Here is an 18367-nt window from a genome sequence, read left to right on the forward strand (position 1 = left end):
ATGTCGGTTCTGCCGATCTATCTGGGCGCGGCTCTGGCCGAGATCACCGGCTGCTTCGCGTTCTGGGCCTGGCTGCGGCTCGGCCGCTCGATCCTCTGGCTGGTACCGGGCATGGCCAGCCTCGCCCTGTTCGCCTGGCTGCTGACGCTGAGCCCGGCAGACGCCGCGGGACGCGCTTTTGCGGCCTATGGCGGCATCTACATCCTCGCGAGCCTGCTGTGGCTCTGGGCCGCCGAGGGGGTGCGCCCGGACCGCTGGGATCTGGCCGGTACGCTGGTCTGCCTGCTGGGTGCGGCCCTGATCCTGTTCGGGCCCCGCCCGGCCTGAGCCGGACCAGGGCCCGCCGGATCAGTTCATGGTGTTCCAGAAGTCGTCGTTGGTCTTGGCGTGCTTCATCTTGTCGAGCAGGAACTCGATCGCATCCACCGTGCCCATCGGGCTGAGGATGCGGCGCAGGACCCACATGCGCTGGAGCGTGCCGCGATCGACCAGCAGCTCCTCCTTGCGGGTGCCGGACTTCTGCACGTCCATGGTCGGGAACACGCGCTTGTCGGCGATCCGGCGGTCCAGCACGATCTCCGAATTGCCGGTACCCTTGAACTCCTCGAAGATCACCTCGTCCATGCGCGAGCCGGTGTCGATCAGCGCGGTGGCGATGATGGTGAGCGAGCCGCCCGCCTCGATGTTGCGCGCCGCACCGAAGAAGCGCTTGGGCCGCTGCAGGGCGTTGGCGTCGACGCCGCCGGTCAGCACCTTGCCGGACGAGGGCACCACCGTGTTGTAGGCGCGGGCCAGGCGGGTGATGCTGTCCAGCAGGATCACCACGTCCTTGCCCATCTCGACCAGGCGCTTGGCCTTCTCGATCACCATCTCGGCGACCTGGACATGGCGGGTGGCCGGCTCGTCGAAGGTCGAGGAGACCACCTCGCCGCGCACGGTGCGCTGCATGTCGGTGACCTCTTCCGGCCGCTCGTCGATCAGCAGCACGATCAGGAAGATCTCGGGATGGTTCGCCATGATCGCGTGCGCGATGTTCTGCATCAGCACGGTCTTGCCGACGCGCGGCGGCGCCACGATCAGTGCACGCTGCCCTTTGCCGAGCGGCGTGGTCATGTCGATGATCCGGGTGCTCATGTCCTTGGTACCCGGGACCTCGAGCTTCATCTTCTCGGTCGGGTAGTAGGGCGTCAGGTTCTCGAAATGAACCCGGTGCCGCGCCTTCTCCGGCTCTTCGAAATTGATCGTGTTGGCGCGCAGCAGGGCGAAGTAGCGCTCGCCCTCCTTGGGTGCCCGCACCAGGCCGTGGACCACGTCGCCGGTGCGCAGGCCGAAGCGGCGGATCTGGGACGGCGAGACATAGACGTCGTCCGGCCCCGCCACGTAGTTCACGTCCGGCGAGCGCAGGAACCCGAAGCCGTCCTGGAGGATCTCGATGACCCCCTCGCCCGTGATCGCGATGTCGGTCTCGGCCAGCCGCTTCAGGACTGCGAAGATCAGGTCACCCTTCTTCAGGGCGCTCGGCTGCTCGATGCCGAGTTCTTCGGCATAGGTCAAAAGCTCGGCCGGCGAGCGGCGCTTCAGCTCGGTGAGGTTGATGGTCGGCCGGTTGACGTCCGCGGCGATCTCCGCGGCGGCCAGCTCCTCCTCCTCGCGCACCCGCGGCAGGCCGTCATGGCGGCCACCGCCGCGGCGCTGCTCGAAATGGCGCTGGCGGCTGTCGTCGCGCTCGCGGCGGAACTCGTTGCGGTTGCGCTCGAAATTGTTGCGGTTGTCCTGGCGTTCGCGGAACTCGCGCGGCTCGCGGAACTCCCGCTGCCGGTCCTGGCGCGGCCCGCGGTCCTGCTGGCGATCCTGCTGCGGCCGGTCCTGCTGCGGCCGGTCGTGGCCGCGCTCGCGGCGGTCCTGGCGGTCATCACGCTCCGGCCGCTCGGCCCGGACCGGTGCGGGTGCCGGGGCGACATCGCCCGGTTCCTCGCCCGGCATCGGCGGAATGGTGATGTCCGGCTGCGGCTCGGAAGAAAGATCCCGGCTCGTGCCCTGGTCCGCCGTCACGTCCGTCGGCCTGCCAGGGGCATCGCTGCCGCCAGGCGCGGGCTCAGCCACGGGATCGGCCTCGCCACCGCTCGATGCCGGCCCGGCCTTGGGCCGGCGCCCGCGGGCCGGCCGCTCGCGCGGCAGCTCGTCCACGCCGGGATCCAGTCCCAGCGCCCGCTGCAGGCCTGTGTCATCACCGCCACCGGAATCCTGGTCACCATCGTCGAGCGGCAGCTCGGCGGCCGCCGCATCTTTGGCCCGCTCGCTTCGGGTGCGCGTGCGCCGGCGCCTGGCACCGGTCGGCTTGGCGGGTCCTTCCGTGGTCTCGGGCGAGGGCGTGATGGATTCGGTCGTATCGTCGGACAAGATGGTTCTCGCGGAAAAGAACTCGAGAGATCAGAAGGGCTTGAGGATCACCAGGAGAACGATCCCGACGAACAGCAGGGTCGGAACCTCGTTGATCATCCGATAGAAGCTGGCGGGCTTGGGTCGCTCGTCCCGAGCCAGCTTCCGGACTTGGCCGGCCAGGAAGCCGTGGCAGCCGGCGAGCAGCAGCACCAGGAGGAGCTTCGCGTGCAGCCAGCCGTCGGAGAACTGGTTCTGCACGATCGCGAGCCAGATCCCGAACACGAAGGTGAGAATCATGGCCGGGGTGGCGATCCCTTTCAGGAGCCGCCGCTCCATGATCTTGAAAGTCTCCGACGAATCGCCGCCGACGACCTTGTCGACATGGTACACCATCAGGCGCGGCAGATACCACATCGCAGCCATCCAGGCGGCGAATGCCATGATGTGCAGGGATTTCAGCCAGAGCGACCAGTCGCTCAACCGGACCTCGCGTGCGCTTCCGATCGTACGATCCTGTCGGGCTCCATCAAGGAGCCTGGCGAACGTCGATGAAGCGGGAAGTTTTCAGGGGACGGCAAGGGTGCCGCCCCTGATCAATGGCCCATAGCGGTGAAGATTTCAAGGGTTCTGACCGATATCAGGCGTCCAGCGCCCGCACTGCGTCGGCCAGCCGCTGCACCTCGCCGGGATCGGTCTGCTGTAGCACGCCGTGGCCCAGGTTGAAGATCCAGGGCCGGCCCTGATTGGCCTTTGCCAGCGCCGCAAGGCGCGTCAGCATGCCCTCCCCGCCGGCCACCAGATCGACAGGGTCGAGATTGCCCTGCAGGCACAGGTTGCGCGGCAGTAGCCGTACCGCCTCGGCCATCGGCACGCTCGTGTCGAGGCTCAGCCCGTCGGCTCCCACCCGGGCCGCCACCTCGGGCAGCGCCAGACCGACACCGCGCGGGAAATGGATCATCGGGATGTCGGGATGCCGGGCCTTGAGCTCCGCCACGATCCGTTGTGCCGGCTGGATCGCCCACAGCTCGAGCTGGTCGGGCGGCAGGGCGCCGGCCCAGCTGTCGAACAGCTGCAGCACCTCGGCACCGGCCTGCACCTGCCGGTCGAGGAAGGCGATCACCGCGTCGGTCAGCAGCTCGATGAGCCGGCCGAACAGCTCCGGCTGGCAGCGGGCCAGCGTGCGCGCGGCCGCGAAGTCCTTCGAGCCGCCGCCTTCGACTACGTAGGCCGCGAGCGTCCAGGGTGCGCCGGCAAAGCCGATCAGCGCCGTCTCCGGGGGTAGCTCCCGCCTGAGTCGGCTGAGTGTCGCGTAAACCGGGCTCAGGCGATCGTGCAACTGATCGAGGCTCAGCCTCGCCAGATCCTCAGCCGTCCTGACCGGCGCCAGCACCGGCCCCTCCCCCTGGGCGAAGGCGACCTGCACGCCCAAGGCGTCCGGCACCACCAGGATGTCGGAGAACAGGATGGCCGCATCCATGCCGAACCGCCGGATCGGTTGAAGGGTCACCTCCACCGCCAGGGCGGGATTGTAGCACAAGGAGAGAAAGTCCGGCACGTCCTTACGTATCTCGCGATATTCCGGGAGATAGCGTCCCGCCTGACGCATCAGCCAGAACGGCGGGCGTGTCGTCGGCTGACCCTTGAGAGACCGGATCAGCAGCTTGTCAGCCGAATGGATCGGTGAGCCGGATTTGTCCACAGGTCAACAGTTCCTAAGAATCTGTTCTTTTGCGATTCGAATGGAGAAGAACAGGTTGTAGGGGTGGTTGTAGGGAGGGCCTGAACCGGGATTGCCGGATGGTCCCCCGGATCTCCCTGCCATCTGCCCAGCCTCCAGCTGGGCGCCGCGTCCTGGGTACAAATGCTGGAACATCCGTAAAAAAGCCAGTTCATTCCGCGTCTTGCCCGGGGGATAAGGATTCGGTGGAAGTGGGGGATTGTCCGACGCTATCGTCCGTGCGTGCATCGTCGGTCGTCGAAGCTTTCCCCATGGGTGTCGAATATCGGGAGATGGGTGGATGGACGGGCTGAGATGCGGACGGTTCGGCGGCCCGCCGTGGAGGCGTGGAATTATCCACCATCCATCCACAGCTCCGATGACGTGCCGGGGCCAGCGGACGGGACGATGACCTTGCGGCTGCACCTGCACCTGATCTCGGACAGCACGGGCGAGACGGTGACCACCGTGGCGCGTGCCGCCGTGTCCCAGTTCGAGGATGTGGTCCCGGTCGAGCATGTCTGGTTCTTCGTCCGGACCCGCGCCCAGCTCGAGAAGGTGCTCTCCATCATCGGCATGATGCCGGGGATGGTGATCTTCACCCTGATCTCGCCGGACCTGCGCCAGATCCTGCAGGAGCGCTGCGCCCAGATGGAGGTACCCTGCGTCCCGGTCCTGGACGTGGTGATGAACGCGCTCACCCAGATGGTGGGCTCGTCGGGCATGCCGAAGATCGGCAAGCAGCACGAGATGGACGCGGGCTACTTCTCGCGCATCGCCGCGATGGACTTCGCGATGCGCCACGACGACGGCCAGGCGCCCGAACGGCTGGACGAGGCCGACGTGGTGCTGGTGGGGGTGTCACGCACCTCCAAGACGCCGACCTGCGTCTATCTCGCCAATCGCGGCATCAAGGCGGCCAATGTCCCGATCGTCCCGGACATGCCGCAGCTCCGCTACCTGGAGAAGCTGAAGCGGCCGCTCATCGTCGGCCTCACCATCAATGCCGAGCACCTGACCTCGATCCGGCGCAACCGGCAAAAGCACATGGGGGTCGGCGATGAGGGCCAGTTCGGCGGCGACTATGCCGAGGCGGACCGGGTTCGCGAGGAGCTGGTGATGGCCAGGCGGATGTTCCGCAGGTTCGGCTGGCCCGAGATCGACGTGACCCGCCGTTCGGTGGAAGAGACCGCCGCCGCGGTGCTGCAGCTCCTGCAGGCCCGGCGCGACCCGGCGCTGGGGACCGGGCCCAGGAGCTCGATCGCCGCTGCCGACTGGCTGCAGGACGATGAATGAGCAGCGCCGCCGCCGGCGAGGCTGCCGGTGAGCAGCCACCGGCTGCACCGCCGGCGGCCATGGCATCGCTGGGTCCTGCTGCCGGGGGCGGGGCTCCTGGCCCTGGCCTTGGTCTTCTGGTTCGGCCTGGAGGTGGGCAGTGCCAGAAGCGAGGCTCTGGTGCAGGCGCTCGATGCGCGGCTGGCCGAGCTGGACGAGCGCGAGCGGCAGGCCGGGCTGCGCCATGCCGAGGCGGAGCAGCGTCAGGCCGATGCCCTGACCGCCGCCCACCGGACGATCCGGGAACTGAAGGAACACGTTCCTGACGGCGAGTTCGGTGCCCTGGTCGACCTGCTGCGCACGCGGATGGAGGGCGGAGTTCCCATGGAGCGGCTGCGCTTCGTCGTGAGCCAGGCCCGGGCGGAGCGGCAGTGCCGCGAGGGCGTCGAGCGCCGCCGCTTCCAGCCGCGACTGCCGAGCGATGTCAGCCCGCTGCAGACCGCGGCCTTCCTCGACAACCGCATCACGGTCAGCGCCACGGCGTCGCCCATGACGCAAGCGGACGGCACCCAGGGCGAGGGGTTCGATCCGGCCAAGCCCCTGGAGATCCGGCTCCTGCGGATCGGCGGCAACCTGGAACTGGTCAAAGGCGTGCTGCCGCTCGGCCATTCGGTGGTCGACGGGAACCGTGAGTACCGGTTCACCTTCGCGCCTGGCGCGAAAAGCCCCGGCATCGAGGTGGTGATGCAGGACTGTGCCTATCCCTGAGGAGGATTCTGCCGGGAACGGCCGAACAGGTCGAGCTGGCGGGGATCGGCGTCATCGCCCCCATCACTGACTCCCAGGCCCAGAAGCCGCACCGGGCCTCGCGGCAGCTCGGGCCGCTCCAGCAGCCCGGCCGCAATTTTCCACATATTTTCGACATCCTGGGGAAAAGGCCGCGGCGTGGTGGTGCGGGTCCTGGTGACGAAGTCGGCAGTACGGATCTTGAGCACGATCGAGCGGCCGCGAAAGCCGGTCGTTGATAACCTTCGGTTGAGATCCTCGGTCAGGTTGCGCAGCTCCGCCAGCAGGGCGGCCGGGTCGGTCAGATCGCGCGGGAAGGTCTGCTCCACCGACACCGAGCGCCGCGGCCGGTCAGGCTCCACCGGCCGGTCGTCCAGACCTCGGGCGATGCGGGCGAGCCAGGCCCCGTGGCGGCCGAACCGGCGCACCAGCCAGGCCTCGGACGTCGCGCGCAGGTCGGCACCGGACGCGATGCCCACCGCGCGCAGCTTCTCCGCGGTGCGCGGCCCCACGCCGTGGAACTCCTCGACCGGCAGGCCCGCCAGCAAGGGCGCCACGTCGGCCAGGGCGATCACGGTCAGCCCGTCCGGCTTGTTCATGCCGGACGCGGTCTTCGCCAGGAACTTGTTGAACGATACGCCGGCCGAGGCGGTGAGCCCGGTTTCCGCCAGGATCAGCTCCTTGACCAGGCGGGCCAGCGCTACCGGGTCGGCCGGCCCGTCCAGCGGGCAGGTCACGTCCAGATAGGCCTCGTCCAGCGAGAGCGGCTCGACCAGCGGGGTGAAGCGGCGGAAGATCGCGCGGATCTGCCTGCTCACCTCGCGATACACGTCGAAGCGCGGCCGCACGAAGTGCAGCTCCGGGCAGCGGCGCAGCGCCTCGTGGGCCGGCATGGCCGAGCGCACCCCGAAGGCGCGCGCCTCGTAGCTGGCGGCCGCCACCACGCCGCGCCCCTCGCGCCCGCCCACCGCCACCGGCCGGCCGCGCAGTTCCGGGTCGTCCCGCTGCTCCACCGACGCATAGAATGCATCCATGTCGACATGGACGATGGCGCGCCTGCTCACCTTCGCCGGCTCCGCATCATGTGGCATTCCCTACACGGCGGCCGAGTGTAGCGGATCGGACATACTGTCCATGCTTGCCCCGGCCGCGGGTGGCGATCACTCTGGCAAAGTTGTAACGGCGGTCCCAGCAGGATTGCCGCCGACAGGCGCGCGCAACGGGAGATAGGCATGCGGTTGAAGGGTCTTCTTGTCCTCGCCTCGGCGCTGGGGGCCCTCGTCGCAGGTACGGCGCAGGCGCAGACGCTGCAGGAAGCACTGGCCAACGCCTACAACACCAACCCGGACCTCGGTGCCGCGCGTGCCCAGCTGCGTGCCACGGACGAGCTGGTTTCCCAGGCGCTGTCCGGCTACCGGCCGCAGGTCGGCGCCACGGCGAGCTACGACATCGTCGATCTCGACACGAGTGCCGGCGGCGCCACGCTCGACTCCTCCGCGATCGGGCTGAGCGTCACCCAGCCGCTCTACCGGGGCGGCGGGCTGGATGCGAACCTGCGCGCCTCGGAGAACACCGTCCGCGCCAACCGCGCCAACCTGATCGTGACCGAGCAGCAGGTCCTCTATGACGCCGTGCAGGCCTATGCCGGCGTCTGGCGCGACCGTTCGGTGCTGGAGCTGGCGATCAACAACGAGAAGCGGCTGCAGCGCCAGCTCCAGGCGACCCGCGACCGCTTCAACGTGGGCGAGGTCGCCCGCACCGACGTCGCCCAGGCCGAGGCGCGCCTGGCCGCCGCCGAGGCCTCGCGGGTCGAGGCGGAAGGCCTGCTGGCCAACTCGATCGCCACGTTCCGGCGAGTGATCGCCCAGGAGCCGGAAAACGTCGACCAGCCGGGCCGTCCCGCCGCCCTGCCGGCGAACGAGGCGGAGGCGCAGGAGCTGGCCGCGGCCAACCCGAACATCGCAACCGCCCAGTACTCCCTGGCCGCGGCCAGGGACGACGTGGATGTCGCCTTCTCCCGGCTGCTGCCGCAAGTCGACCTGCGCGCCAGCGCCTCCTATGCGGACGAGCCGACCACCAGCCTCGCTTGGCAGCGCGATGCCTCGATCGGCGTGCAGGTCACCGTGCCGCTCTACCAGGGCGGTGCAGAATACTCTCAGGTCCGGCAGAACAAGCAGCTGGCCCGGCAGCGCGATGAGCAGCTGGTGGCGACCCAGCGCGGCGTCGCCGAGACCGTGACCACCGCCTGGGAAACGCTGCAGACCAGCACGACCAACATCCGCTCGCGGCAGGCCCAGGTGCGCGCCAACCAGATCGCGCTGGAAGGCGTGGAGCAGGAGGCGCAGGTCGGCTCGCGGACCGTGCTCGACGTGCTGGATGCCGAGCAGGAGCTGTTCGGCTCGCAGGTCGAGCTGGTGCGCGCCCAGGCCAACGAGGCGATCGCGGCCTATGCGCTGCTCGCCTCGATCGGCCAGCTCACCGCGGACCGGCTGGAACTGGCGGTCGAGCGGTACGACGCCGAGGCCTACTACCGGGAGAACCGCTCGCGCCTGTTCGGCCTGGGTGACCCGCTGGACTGACGGCAGCCATTGACGTGCGACCCGGGGGAGGACAACCCGGGCGGAGGAGGCCGGGCGGGGGGAGGAATGCCTGCATGCGGGTGGGTCGACTGATCGGGCAGATGCTGCTGCTCCTCCTCTTGGCCGTGCCGGCCTGGGGCCAGGGCATGAGCGTGGGCGGGGCCGGCCTGGACGGCCCGGACCCGCTCACCATCGATCCGTTCGCCGCGTCGGCGGACACGTTCGGCATCGACGATCCTGCCGGTGACGGCCCGGCCTTCACCGGAAGGGACGTGCTCGCCGTACTGGATCGGGCGGAGCTCGGCCGCGACCCGCCCGAAGCTGCGACACCCGGCAGGGTCACCTTCGAGCCGCCCGCCGCGTCCCACCGCCCACTGGGCGGGGTCGGCGAGGCCAGACTGGAGTTGCACTTCAGCGAGGGTGAGGACGCGGTTGCGATCTGGCGGGCCTTCAATGAGCCGGGCGATGCCGTGGGAGCACTGCCGCGGCTGGGCAGCAGCCTGGCTGCGGAACTCCAGACCGACCGGATCGGTGTCACTCATCGCCAGCGGGACGGGGACTGGTTCACCTGTGCCCTGGCTAGGCCGGCGCCGGATCTGGTCTGGGCGGTGTGCGGGCTTTCGGTGAGCCTGGACCCGTTGCAGGTGCTGGGCATGGTGCGAGCGGCCCTGCCGCCCGAGGGCGATACCGGACCACTGATCGGGCAGGCCATGACGGTCGCGACCTGGGCACGCGACCGCTGGCTCGCCATCGAGAACGGGCGGCGCAGCGGCTGAGCAGCGCCGCACCGAGAGGAAACGGCAGGGAGGAACAGGCGGATGGCCAGCCATTATCTCGAGCGTCGTCACCACCATTTCGGCTGGGACAACAGCCGGTCGCCGGTGCTGACGGTCCGGCCCGGCGACACGGTGGAGTTCGAGACGATCGATGCGTCCGGCGGCCAGCTGAACCCGGCCTCGACCGCGGCCGATGTCGGCAGGCTCGATTTCGGCGGAGTGAACCCGGCGACCGGCCCGGTCTACGTGGAAGGAGCCGAGCCCGGTGACGCGCTGGTCGTGCATGTGCGCGAGATGAAGCCGTCCGGCTGGGGCTGGACCGCCAACATCCCGGGCTTCGGCCTGCTGGCGCACCGGTTCAAGGACCCGGCGATCGTCCACTGGCACTATGCGACCGACCTGAAGACCCCGGCGCCGTTCAAGGCCGGCGCCTCGGTGCCGCTCAAGCCCTTCATCGGCGTGATCGGCCAGGCCCTGGCGGAAGGCGGCTCGCACAGCGTGGTCCCGCCGCGCCGGGTCGGCGGCAACATGGACACCGCCGACATCTGCGTCGGCAGCACCGTCACCTTCCCGGTCGAGGTCGAAGGCTGCCTGTTCTCGCTGGGCGACACCCACGCCGCCCAGGGCGACGGCGAGGTCTGCGGCACCGCGATCGAGAGCGCCATGAACGTCGTGGTCCAGCTGGAGCTGGTCAAAGGGCGGGCGCCGAAGTTCCCGGTGATCGACAACCCGACCCCGCGCGGCCGGCACATCGACGGCAAGGGCTACCTGGTCACCACCGGCATCGGCCCGGACCTGATGCAGAACGCGATCGACGCGCTCGACCAGATGGTCGACCTGATCGCCGAGCGCCTGAAGATCGAGCCGGTCGATGCCTACATGCTCTGCTCCGCCTGCGCCGATCTGAAGATCACCGAGATCGTCGACCAGCCCAACTGGATCGTCGGCTGCCACTTCCCGAAGATCGTGCTGCCATGAGCGCTGAATTGAGTGGCAGATTGGAATTGTAATTACTCTAATCTTATCAATTGCCGGATTTCGGGATGCTGTTGTCCGGAATCATGTTGCGGAATGTTGACCTCGTGTAATCGTGATCGATACACGCCCACCCGGGAACAGAGCCGAGTGGGGGTCAAGAATGAAGCGCAACGTCGAGGTCGACTGGCCGGTCATGCCGGCCGCGTTCGCCATGGCCGGCATGGCCGCCCTGGCGGCGGGGGGAACCCCTGGCGAGGCGCTGGCGCAGGAAAGCGGCACGGACGATACCGCCGGCGCCAGCGACGCGGTGGCGCTGCCGCCGGTGCTGGTGGAAGGCGAGCAGCCGGCCAACCCGCTGCGCGCCACCACCGGCATCGGCCGCCTGCCCGGCACCATCCAGGACACGCCGCAGTCGGTGCAGGTGATCAACGAGGAGACGCTGCGCCAGCAGGGCGTGACCAGCCTCGACCAGGCCCTGCGCAACGTGCCGAGCGTCACCGTGGCGGTGGGCGAGGGCAATGGCGGCCTGAACGGCGACCAGTTCCGCATCCGCGGCTTCGACGCCAAGGGCGACATCTACCTGGATGGCTTGCGCGACTTCGGCCTCTATGTCCGCGACAGCTTCAACTATGAATCGGTCGAGGTGTTCAAGGGCCCGTCTTCGGAGACCTTCGGCTTCGGCTCGACCGGCGGCGTGATCAACTCGCAGACCAAGACCGCGCGCCTGGGCGACAGCTACTCGATCGACGGCTCGGTCGGCACCGGCCCGCTCTATCGCGTGGTCGGCGACGTCAACCAGCAGATCAACGACACCACCGCCGTGCGCGTGGTCGGCATGGTCCACGACCAGGACGTCGAGGACCGCGACCACGTCCAGTCCGACCGCTGGGGCCTGGCCGGCTCGCTCGCGTTCGGCCTGGGCACCGACCTGAACTGGTCGCTCAACTACATGCACCAGCACGGCGACCGGACCCCGGACTATGGCGTGCCGTCGGTCACCCCGCCCGGCAGCGAGATCGCCCGGCCGGTCACCGAGTTCGGCGTGTCGCGCGACAGCTTCTACGGCAAGAAGCAGGACGAGGATAAGTCCGACATCGACATGCTGACCTCGCGTGCCTCCTGGCAGGTCGACGAGGGCATCACGCTCAACAACGACACGCGCCTCGCCTATTACACCCGCGAGTTCGCCGCGAGCGTGCCCGGCTGCAACGCCGACTGCTCCGCGGAATTCTTCGCCGGCGGCAACCCGACCATCACCTATGGCGGCGGCAATCCCGCCTACAACCAGAATTCCTGGGGCTTCCAGAACGTCACGTCCGGCGTGTTCGACTTCAAGGTCGCGGGCTTCCGCAACCAGGTCGTGGCCGGCCTCGACATCTTCTACCAGAACGACCATCGCGCCGGCCGCAGCACCGACGGCGACAAGACCCCGCCGACCATCCGCAACCCGGGCGACTTCTTCGGCAGCGACAGCTACACGCTGCCGGTCAACCCGAACAATATCCGCAAGAGCTACGGCACCGACATCGGCGTGTTCGTCAGCGACCGGCTCTGGCTCACCGACCAGTTCTCGGTCCTGGGCGGCGTGCGCTGGGACGATTACAGCTCGACCTACAAGGTCTGGAACAATGACGGCTACAACAAGTACGAGGCCGACAACAGCTTCTGGAGCCCCAAGGGCAGCCTGATCTGGGAGCCCACCGAGAACCAGACCTACTACTTCTCCTACGCGACCTCCTCGACCGTGCCCGGCCAGTTCGTGGCCCTGGCGCCGAACCCGATCAACGGCGCCCAGCCGAACCTGGAGCCCGAGGAGAACGAGAGCTTCGAGCTGGGCGGCAAGATCAGCGTGCTCGACCAGCGCCTGGGCATCAGCGCCGCGATCTTCCAGATCAACAAGGACAACGCGACCTACACCGACCCGGAAACCGGGCTGTCGACGGCCACGGGCGAGAAGCAGCGGGTGCGCGGCTTCGAGATCGGGATCGGCGGCTATCTCACCGATGCCTGGTCGGCCTCGGCGGCCTACACCTATCTCGACAGCGAGATCCGCAGCTCCACCGCGACCGATCCCGCCCTGTCGACGGTAGGCAACGAGGTCCCGAACGCGCCCAAGAACTCGTTCGCGCTCTGGACGACCTACAATGTCCTGTCCCATTTCGAGGAGGTGCCGGGCGCACTGCTCCTGGGCGGCGGCGTGACCTATCGTGACGAGATCTTCGGCAACAGCGCGAATACCGCCGAGCTGCCGGAGAACTTCTCGCTCGATGCGGTGGTGTCCTACAGCTACGAGAACTATCGGATCGCGCTCAACGGTTACAACCTGACCGATGAGCTCAACTACGCCGCCAACCAGAACGCCCGCGCCATCCCGACTTCGGGCCGGACCTTCCTGCTGACGGTGGGCGCCACCTTCTGATCGATCCGTCGCGACCTTCGACGTCGATCGTCTTGGAGCGGAAGTCCCAACGGGGCCTTCCGCTCCTTTTTCCATTCCACGGGAAAGCCCGATCATGCTGGTTCAGATCAAGGACGTACTGACGCAGGACGAGGTCCGTCACGTCCGCAAGGTGCTGGAAGAGGCCGCCTGGATCGACGGCAAGGCGACCGCCGGCGAGCAGGCCGCCAAGAGCAAGTTCAACCTGCAGATCCCGGAAGGCTCGCCGGCCGCGCGGGAATGCGGCGAGCTCATCCTGCGGGCACTCGCCCGCAATCCGATCTTCAACTCGGCCGCCATGCCGCTGCGCGTGCTGCCGCCCATGTTCAACCGCTACGACACCGGCATGAAGTTCGGCGCCCATGTGGACGGCGCCATCCGGGCCATCCCGGGAGCGGGCGGCATGCGGATGCGCGCCGACGTCTCCTCCACCCTCTTCCTCACCCCGCCCGACGAGTATGACGGCGGCGAGCTGATCATCCACGACACCTACGGCAGCAAGGCGGTGAAGCTCGAGGCCGGCAGCATGGTGGTCTATCCCGCCACCAGCCTGCACAGCGTCACCGAAGTCACCCGCGGCAGCCGCTGGTCCTCGTTCTTCTGGACCCAGTCCATGCTCAAGAACGACGGCGAGCGCGCCCTGCTCTACGACCTGGACATGGCGATCATCGAGACCCGCCGCCGGCTGCCCGACGACAGCCCGGCCGTGCTGGGCCTCACCAACGTCTACCACAACCTCCTGCGCCGCTGGGCCGAGCTGTGATCCGGGCGGACGAGATCCGCCAGATCCAGAGCGCTGCCCGGTTCGGCTCGACCCGCGCCCAGCTCCTGCTGGGCCAGATGTGCGTGGACGGCAACGGCGTCCCGCAGAGCCGCACGGAGGGCCGGCGCTGGTTCCAGAAGGCGGCGGATGCCGGCAGCGTCGAGGGCATCAACATGCTGGGCCGCTGCCACGAACTCGGCTGGGGCGGGCCGGTCGATCTGGCGGCCGCCGCCGCCTGCTACCGGCAGGCGGCCGGGCGCGGCTTCGACTGGGCGCAGTTCAACCTCGCGAGCCTGCTCCACGACGGCAAGGGCGTGAAGCAGGACCGCCGGGAAGCCTGCGCCTGGTTCGTGCGCGCCGCGCGCCAGGGCCATGCCAAGGCCGCCAACATGCTGGGCCATTATCGCGAGGAAGGCTGGCTGCACCCGCGCCGCCCCCAGGCGGCCCGGCGCTGGTACGAGCGCGCCGCCAGGGGCGGCGACTTTCGCGGCCAGTTCAATCTCGCCCGCTTCCTGTTCGCCGCCGGCAAGCGCGAGCCGGCCCTGGTCTGGCTGGACCGCGCCGTGGCGGGCGGCATCCCCGACTTCTGGCGGGAGATCGCCCCGGTGCTGGCCGGTCATCCCGACCCGGCGCTGCGGCGCTACGGGGCGCGGGCCTGGACCCTGGCCAGCAGCGGCTCGGCCGGCGCCGCGTCCCAGCCGCCGCCCAGTGCCCGATAGAGGCTGACGCTCGCGGTGAAGCGGGCGAGATCGGCCTGGGTCAGCGTGTCGGCTGCCGAGATGCTGGCCTGCTGCGCCTGCAGCACCGACAGGAAGTCCGCGGCCCCGGTGCGCCAGCGCAGCTCGGCGATCCGGTAGGCCTCGCTGGCGGCCCGGTAGGCAGCCTGGCGCAGGGCGAAGCTCCGCCTGGCCGTCTCCACCAGCACCAGCGAATCGTCCACGTCCTGCAGCGCGTTCAGGATCGCCTGGGAATAGCTGGCGGCCAGCTCCTGGAAGCGCGCCACCGCCTGGTCCTCGTTGGCCTCGAGCCGGCCCGCGTCGAACACCGGGGTGATCGCGGCGCCCGCCAGCGACCAGACCGCCTGGTCCAGCCGCAGCAGGTCGCCCAGCTCGTCGCTCTGCAGCCCGCCCGAGGCGGTCAGCGCCACGATCGGAAAGCGCGCTGCGCGCGCCGCCTGCGCGTCGTAGCCGGCAGCCGCCAGCTCCGCCTCGGCCTGCACCAGGTCCGGCCGGCGCCGCAGCAGCTCGGACGGCAGGCCGGCGATCACCGGGGGCAGGGTCAGCGCGCTGAGCCCGGCCGTGGCCACGGCCAGCTCGCCCGGCGGCCGGCCCAGCAGGGTCGCCAGCGCATTGGCCTGGCGCTGGGCATCGCCCTCGAACTCCGCCACCGCCGCTTCCTGGCTGCTCACCGCGGAGAGCTGCTGCTGCACCTCCAGGTCGGAGGCCTGGCCGGCTGCCGCCTGCACGCGCACGATGCCCAGCACGCGCCGGGACGCTTCCAGCGTGTCGCGGGCGAGCGCCAGCCGGTCGCGCAGCGCCAGCAGGGTGAAATAGGCATCCGCGGTATCCGCGGTCAGGATGAGCCCCAGCGCGTCCCGGTCGAAGCTGCTGCCGAGCAGCCGCAGCTGGCTGGCTTCCGCCAGGTCGCGCAGCCCACCGGCCAGGTCCAGCTCGTAGGACGCGGCGATCGACCCGCTATAGCTGGTGCGCGTCCGGTTCTGGCTGTTGCTGGAGCTGCGCCCACGGCTGACCCCGGCATCGGCGTCGATGCTGGGGAACAAGGCGGCGCGGCTGATCCGGGTCTGGGCCTCGGCCTGCACCACCCGCTGGGCGGCCGCCTGCAGGTCGAGGTTGTCGCTGGCGACCTCGTGGATCAGGCCGTCCAGCTCGTCGCTGCCGAACGCCCGCCACCAGTCCGGCTCCGGCCAGCGCTGCTCGGCATCGGCGGGCAGGGCGGCGAACTGCCGGCCGGTCTCGGTGGGCGAGGTGACGAGCCGGTGGCTGACGTCGCAGGCTGTAAGCCCCGCCACCAGGACCGGAACGAGCAGAAGGCGCATGGGGAGGATCAATCCGAGGACAAGGCCGCGACCGGGTCGAGCCGGGCCGCCTTGCTGGCGGGAAGGTAGCCGAACACCAGGCCGGTCGCGACCGCGCAGCCGAACGCCAGGACGATCGGCTCGGGGCTGAGCAGGACGGCGCGGCCGAACGCGCCCAGCAGCAGGGCGGTGCCGACCCCCAGCGCCACGCCCACCACCCCTCCCACCAGGCAGACCGCGAGCGCTTCGGCGTTGAACTGCAGGAGGATGTCGCGCGGCCGGGCACCGGTCGCCATGCGCACCCCGATCTCGCGGGTACGCTCGGTGACGCTCACCAGCATGATGTTCATCACCCCGATCCCGCCCACCAGGAGCGAGATCAGCGCGATCGCACCCAGCAGCACGGTCAGCGTGTTCTGCGATTCGGTCGCCATCTCCAGGATCGCCGCAGTGTTGCGCACCTGGAAGTCCATGGCGCCGTGGCGCGATTCCAGCACCGCCATGACCTCCGCCTCGGTCTCGGCCATGCGGCCGGTGTCGGCCACCTGCACGGTGATCGAGCGGACGAACGGCTTGCCGTGCAGGCGCAGCTGGCCCGTGGTGAGCGGCACGAACACGACATCGTCCTGGTCCGAGCCGAACGGCGTGGCGCCCCTGGCCGACATCACCCCGATCACCTGGAACGGGATGCTGTTCAGCAGGACATACTGGCCGACCGCATTGCCGCCGGGGAACAGGTTGTCCGCCACGGTCTTGCCGATCACCGCGACCGCGGCGAACTCGACCAGGTCGTCCTCGGTGAAGAAGCTGCCCTGCTCCACCGGCCAGGCGCGCACGTCCGGGAAGGAGGGCACGGTCGAGGTGCTCTGGGTGACGAGGTCGCCACCGCCGGCCTTGGCGGTGACGGTGAAGTTGTACTCGGAGATCACGCCCCTGATGTTGTCGACCTGCTCCAGCGCCAGGCGGTCGCCATCCACCAGCGTCGCCACCGTGCCGTCGGCGGTGCGGACGTTGCGCGCACCCGGCCGGATCAGCATCAGGTCCGGCCCCATGGCGCTGATCCGGTCCAGCACCTCCTTCTTCGCCCCGTTGCCGATCGCCAGCATGGCGACCACGGACGCCACCCCGATCACCACGCCCAAGAGGGTGAGCGCGGTGCGGAACAGGTTGGCGGACAGGGCGCGGGCCGCGGTCTTCAGGATCTCGCCGGCAATCGGCAGGCTGGAGGCGGTGCCGCCTGCGGGCTCCACCACCTGACGGCTGCGCGGCGGTGGCAGGAGGGGGCCGCTGTCGGCGATGATCCGCCCGTCGCGCACCTCCACCAGCCGGTCGGCCTGCTGCGCCACGCTCCGGTCATGGGTGATCAGGATCACCGTGTGGCCGAGCCCATGCAGCTCGCGGAGCAGGCGCATCACGTCCTGGCCGCTGGCGCTGTCCAGCGCACCGGTCGGCTCGTCCGCCAGGATCACCTCGCCGCCGTTCATGAGCGCTCTTGCGATCGAGACGCGCTGCTGCTGGCCGCCCGAGAGCTGGGCCGGCTTGTGGTCCAGCCGCTCGCCCAGGCCCAGCATGGTGAGCAGCTCGGTGGCCCGCTCGCTCCGCTCCGCCTTGGATCGGCCGGCATAGACCGCCGGCACCTCGACATTCTCGAGCGCGGTCGCATTGGCCAGCAGGTTGTACTGCTGGAACACGAAGCCGAACCGGTCGCGGCGCAATTCGGCGCGCTCCGCCGGCTCCAGGTCGCCGACCTCGTCCTGGCCGAACCGGTAGCTGCCCTCGCTCGGCCGGTCGAGCAGGCCCAGTATGTTCATGAGCGTGGTCTTGCCGGAGCCCGACTGGCCCATGATCGCGACGAACTCGCCGCGCCAGATGTCGAGATCGACCCCGCGCAGGGCCCGCACCTCGGTCTCGCCGCGTGCGAAGGTGCGGGTGATCCCGCGCAGGCTGATCAGCGGCGGCGATCCGGCCGTGGCGGGCCCCGTGCCGGCCGGGGGCCGGCTCTGGACCAGGAGGCTCACAGGCGCGGCCCCATGGGTGGCCGCCCGCCCGCCTCCCTGCCGGCCGTGGCGAGGCTGCGGAGGACCACCTGCTCGCCAGGCTCCAGCCCTGCCACCACCTCGGCGTTGATCCGGTCGGCCACGCCGATCCGGATGCGCCGCGTCTCGACCTGGCCGGACGGATCCAGGACGCGCACCGACCGTTCGTCGGGGGCACCGTCCGGCACCGGGGAAAGGGCCGACAGCGGCACCAGCGGCACGTCCTGCGCCTCCGCGCGAATGAAGAAGGCCTGCACGCTCATCTGCGGCAGGAGCTGGCCATCCGGGTTGGCGACGTCGAACAGCGCGGTGTAGAGCGTGACGTTGTTCACCACCTCGGGCGTCGGGTAGATCTGGCGCAGCTTCCCTTCCAGCTGCTGGTCCGGCCGGCCCAGCGTGTTGAAGCGCACCGGCATGCCCAGCTCCAGCTTGGGCTGGTCGGCCTCCGAGACCTGCACCTCCACGGTCATGGTGGCGAGGTCGGCGATCCGGAGCAGGATCGGCGCCGACTGGTTGGCGTTCAGCGTCTGCCCCTGCACGGCACTCACCGACACGACCGTGCCGGACATCGGCGCCGCGATCTTGGTGAAGGACAGGTTGGCC

The 18367-nt window shown here is 69.5% G+C and carries 16 protein-coding genes; 9 read left to right on the forward strand and 7 right to left on the reverse strand.

Annotation, left to right across the window (positions count from 1 at the left end):
- The gene (locus tag VNS22_RS21640; RefSeq protein ID WP_325736162.1) at positions 1-327 is read left to right on the forward strand and encodes a YnfA family protein; all 327 of its coding nucleotides are present in this window, start codon (positions 1-3) and stop codon (positions 325-327) included.
- A gap of 21 nt (positions 328-348) precedes the next feature.
- Here the strand turns inward: VNS22_RS21640 and rho are convergent, their stop codons facing one another.
- From rho to hemE, 3 genes are all read right to left on the reverse strand, one after another.
- On the reverse strand, positions 349-1596 hold the full coding sequence (rho, locus tag VNS22_RS21645; protein ID WP_325736191.1) for a transcription termination factor Rho: 1248 nt from the start codon (positions 1594-1596) through the stop codon (positions 349-351).
- Positions 1597-2430: 834 nt separating this feature from the next.
- Complete coding sequence (gene hemJ / locus VNS22_RS21650; RefSeq protein WP_325736164.1) at positions 2431-2862, reverse strand: protoporphyrinogen oxidase HemJ; 432 nt, start codon at positions 2860-2862, stop codon at positions 2431-2433.
- A 157-nt stretch (positions 2863-3019) separates the two neighbouring features.
- Positions 3020-4081, reverse strand: coding sequence for a uroporphyrinogen decarboxylase (gene hemE, locus VNS22_RS21655; RefSeq protein WP_325736166.1), 1062 nt, complete (start codon positions 4079-4081; stop codon positions 3020-3022).
- Between the two features lie 426 nt (positions 4082-4507).
- On the opposite strand from hemE, the gene VNS22_RS21660 reads away from it, so the two are divergent.
- Together VNS22_RS21660 and VNS22_RS21665 are read left to right on the forward strand one after the other, a co-directional pair.
- Positions 4508-5395, forward strand: a complete 888-nt coding sequence (locus VNS22_RS21660; RefSeq protein WP_325736168.1) for a pyruvate, water dikinase regulatory protein — start codon at positions 4508-4510, stop codon at positions 5393-5395.
- A 27-nt stretch (positions 5396-5422) separates the two neighbouring features.
- Positions 5423-6142 (forward strand): hypothetical protein, encoded by a 720-nt coding sequence (locus tag VNS22_RS21665; protein ID WP_325736170.1) that lies wholly within the window; start codon positions 5423-5425, stop codon positions 6140-6142.
- On the opposite strand, the gene dinB is transcribed toward VNS22_RS21665, so the two are convergent.
- A complete protein-coding gene (gene dinB / locus VNS22_RS21670) occupies positions 6133-7224 on the reverse strand; it encodes a DNA polymerase IV (RefSeq protein ID WP_325736172.1) in 1092 nt (363 codons plus the stop codon). The genes VNS22_RS21665 and dinB overlap by 10 nt on opposite strands.
- A gap of 168 nt (positions 7225-7392) precedes the next feature.
- Between dinB and VNS22_RS21675 the strand changes: the two genes are divergently transcribed.
- The 6 genes from VNS22_RS21675 (at position 7393) to VNS22_RS21700 (ending at position 14412) form a co-directional block, all read left to right on the forward strand.
- Positions 7393-8739, forward strand: coding sequence for a TolC family outer membrane protein (locus tag VNS22_RS21675; RefSeq protein WP_325736175.1), 1347 nt, complete (start codon positions 7393-7395; stop codon positions 8737-8739).
- Positions 8740-8813: 74 nt separating this feature from the next.
- Positions 8814-9515, forward strand: a complete 702-nt coding sequence (locus VNS22_RS21680) for a hypothetical protein (protein WP_325736177.1) — start codon at positions 8814-8816, stop codon at positions 9513-9515.
- 42 nt (positions 9516-9557) lie between these two features.
- Complete coding sequence (locus tag VNS22_RS21685; RefSeq protein WP_325736179.1) at positions 9558-10493, forward strand: acetamidase/formamidase family protein; 936 nt, start codon at positions 9558-9560, stop codon at positions 10491-10493.
- A gap of 160 nt (positions 10494-10653) precedes the next feature.
- Positions 10654-12912 (forward strand): TonB-dependent siderophore receptor, encoded by a 2259-nt coding sequence (locus VNS22_RS21690; RefSeq protein ID WP_325736181.1) that lies wholly within the window; start codon positions 10654-10656, stop codon positions 12910-12912.
- Positions 12913-13006: 94 nt separating this feature from the next.
- Positions 13007-13693, forward strand: coding sequence for a Fe2+-dependent dioxygenase (locus tag VNS22_RS21695; RefSeq protein ID WP_325736183.1), 687 nt, complete (start codon positions 13007-13009; stop codon positions 13691-13693).
- Positions 13690-14412, forward strand: a complete 723-nt coding sequence (locus VNS22_RS21700; protein ID WP_325736184.1) for a tetratricopeptide repeat protein — start codon at positions 13690-13692, stop codon at positions 14410-14412. The genes VNS22_RS21695 and VNS22_RS21700 overlap by 4 nt, the downstream gene beginning before the upstream one ends.
- Here VNS22_RS21700 and VNS22_RS21705 read toward each other — a convergent pair.
- From VNS22_RS21705 to VNS22_RS21715, 3 genes are all read right to left on the reverse strand, one after another.
- Entirely contained in the window at positions 14334-15749 is a 1416-nt protein-coding gene (locus VNS22_RS21705) for an efflux transporter outer membrane subunit (protein WP_325736186.1), read from the reverse strand. The genes VNS22_RS21700 and VNS22_RS21705 overlap by 79 nt on opposite strands.
- 8 nt (positions 15750-15757) lie before the next feature.
- Positions 15758-17746, reverse strand: a complete 1989-nt coding sequence (locus tag VNS22_RS21710; protein ID WP_325736188.1) for a MacB family efflux pump subunit — start codon at positions 17744-17746, stop codon at positions 15758-15760.
- Positions 17743-18367, reverse strand: a 625-nt coding sequence (locus VNS22_RS21715; protein WP_325736189.1) for an efflux RND transporter periplasmic adaptor subunit, incomplete at its 5' end; no start/stop codon positions are given. The genes VNS22_RS21710 and VNS22_RS21715, both read right to left, overlap by 4 nt.

The organism is Geminicoccus sp. (assembly GCF_035556675.1).
Lineage (GTDB): Bacteria > Pseudomonadota > Alphaproteobacteria > Geminicoccales > Geminicoccaceae > Geminicoccus.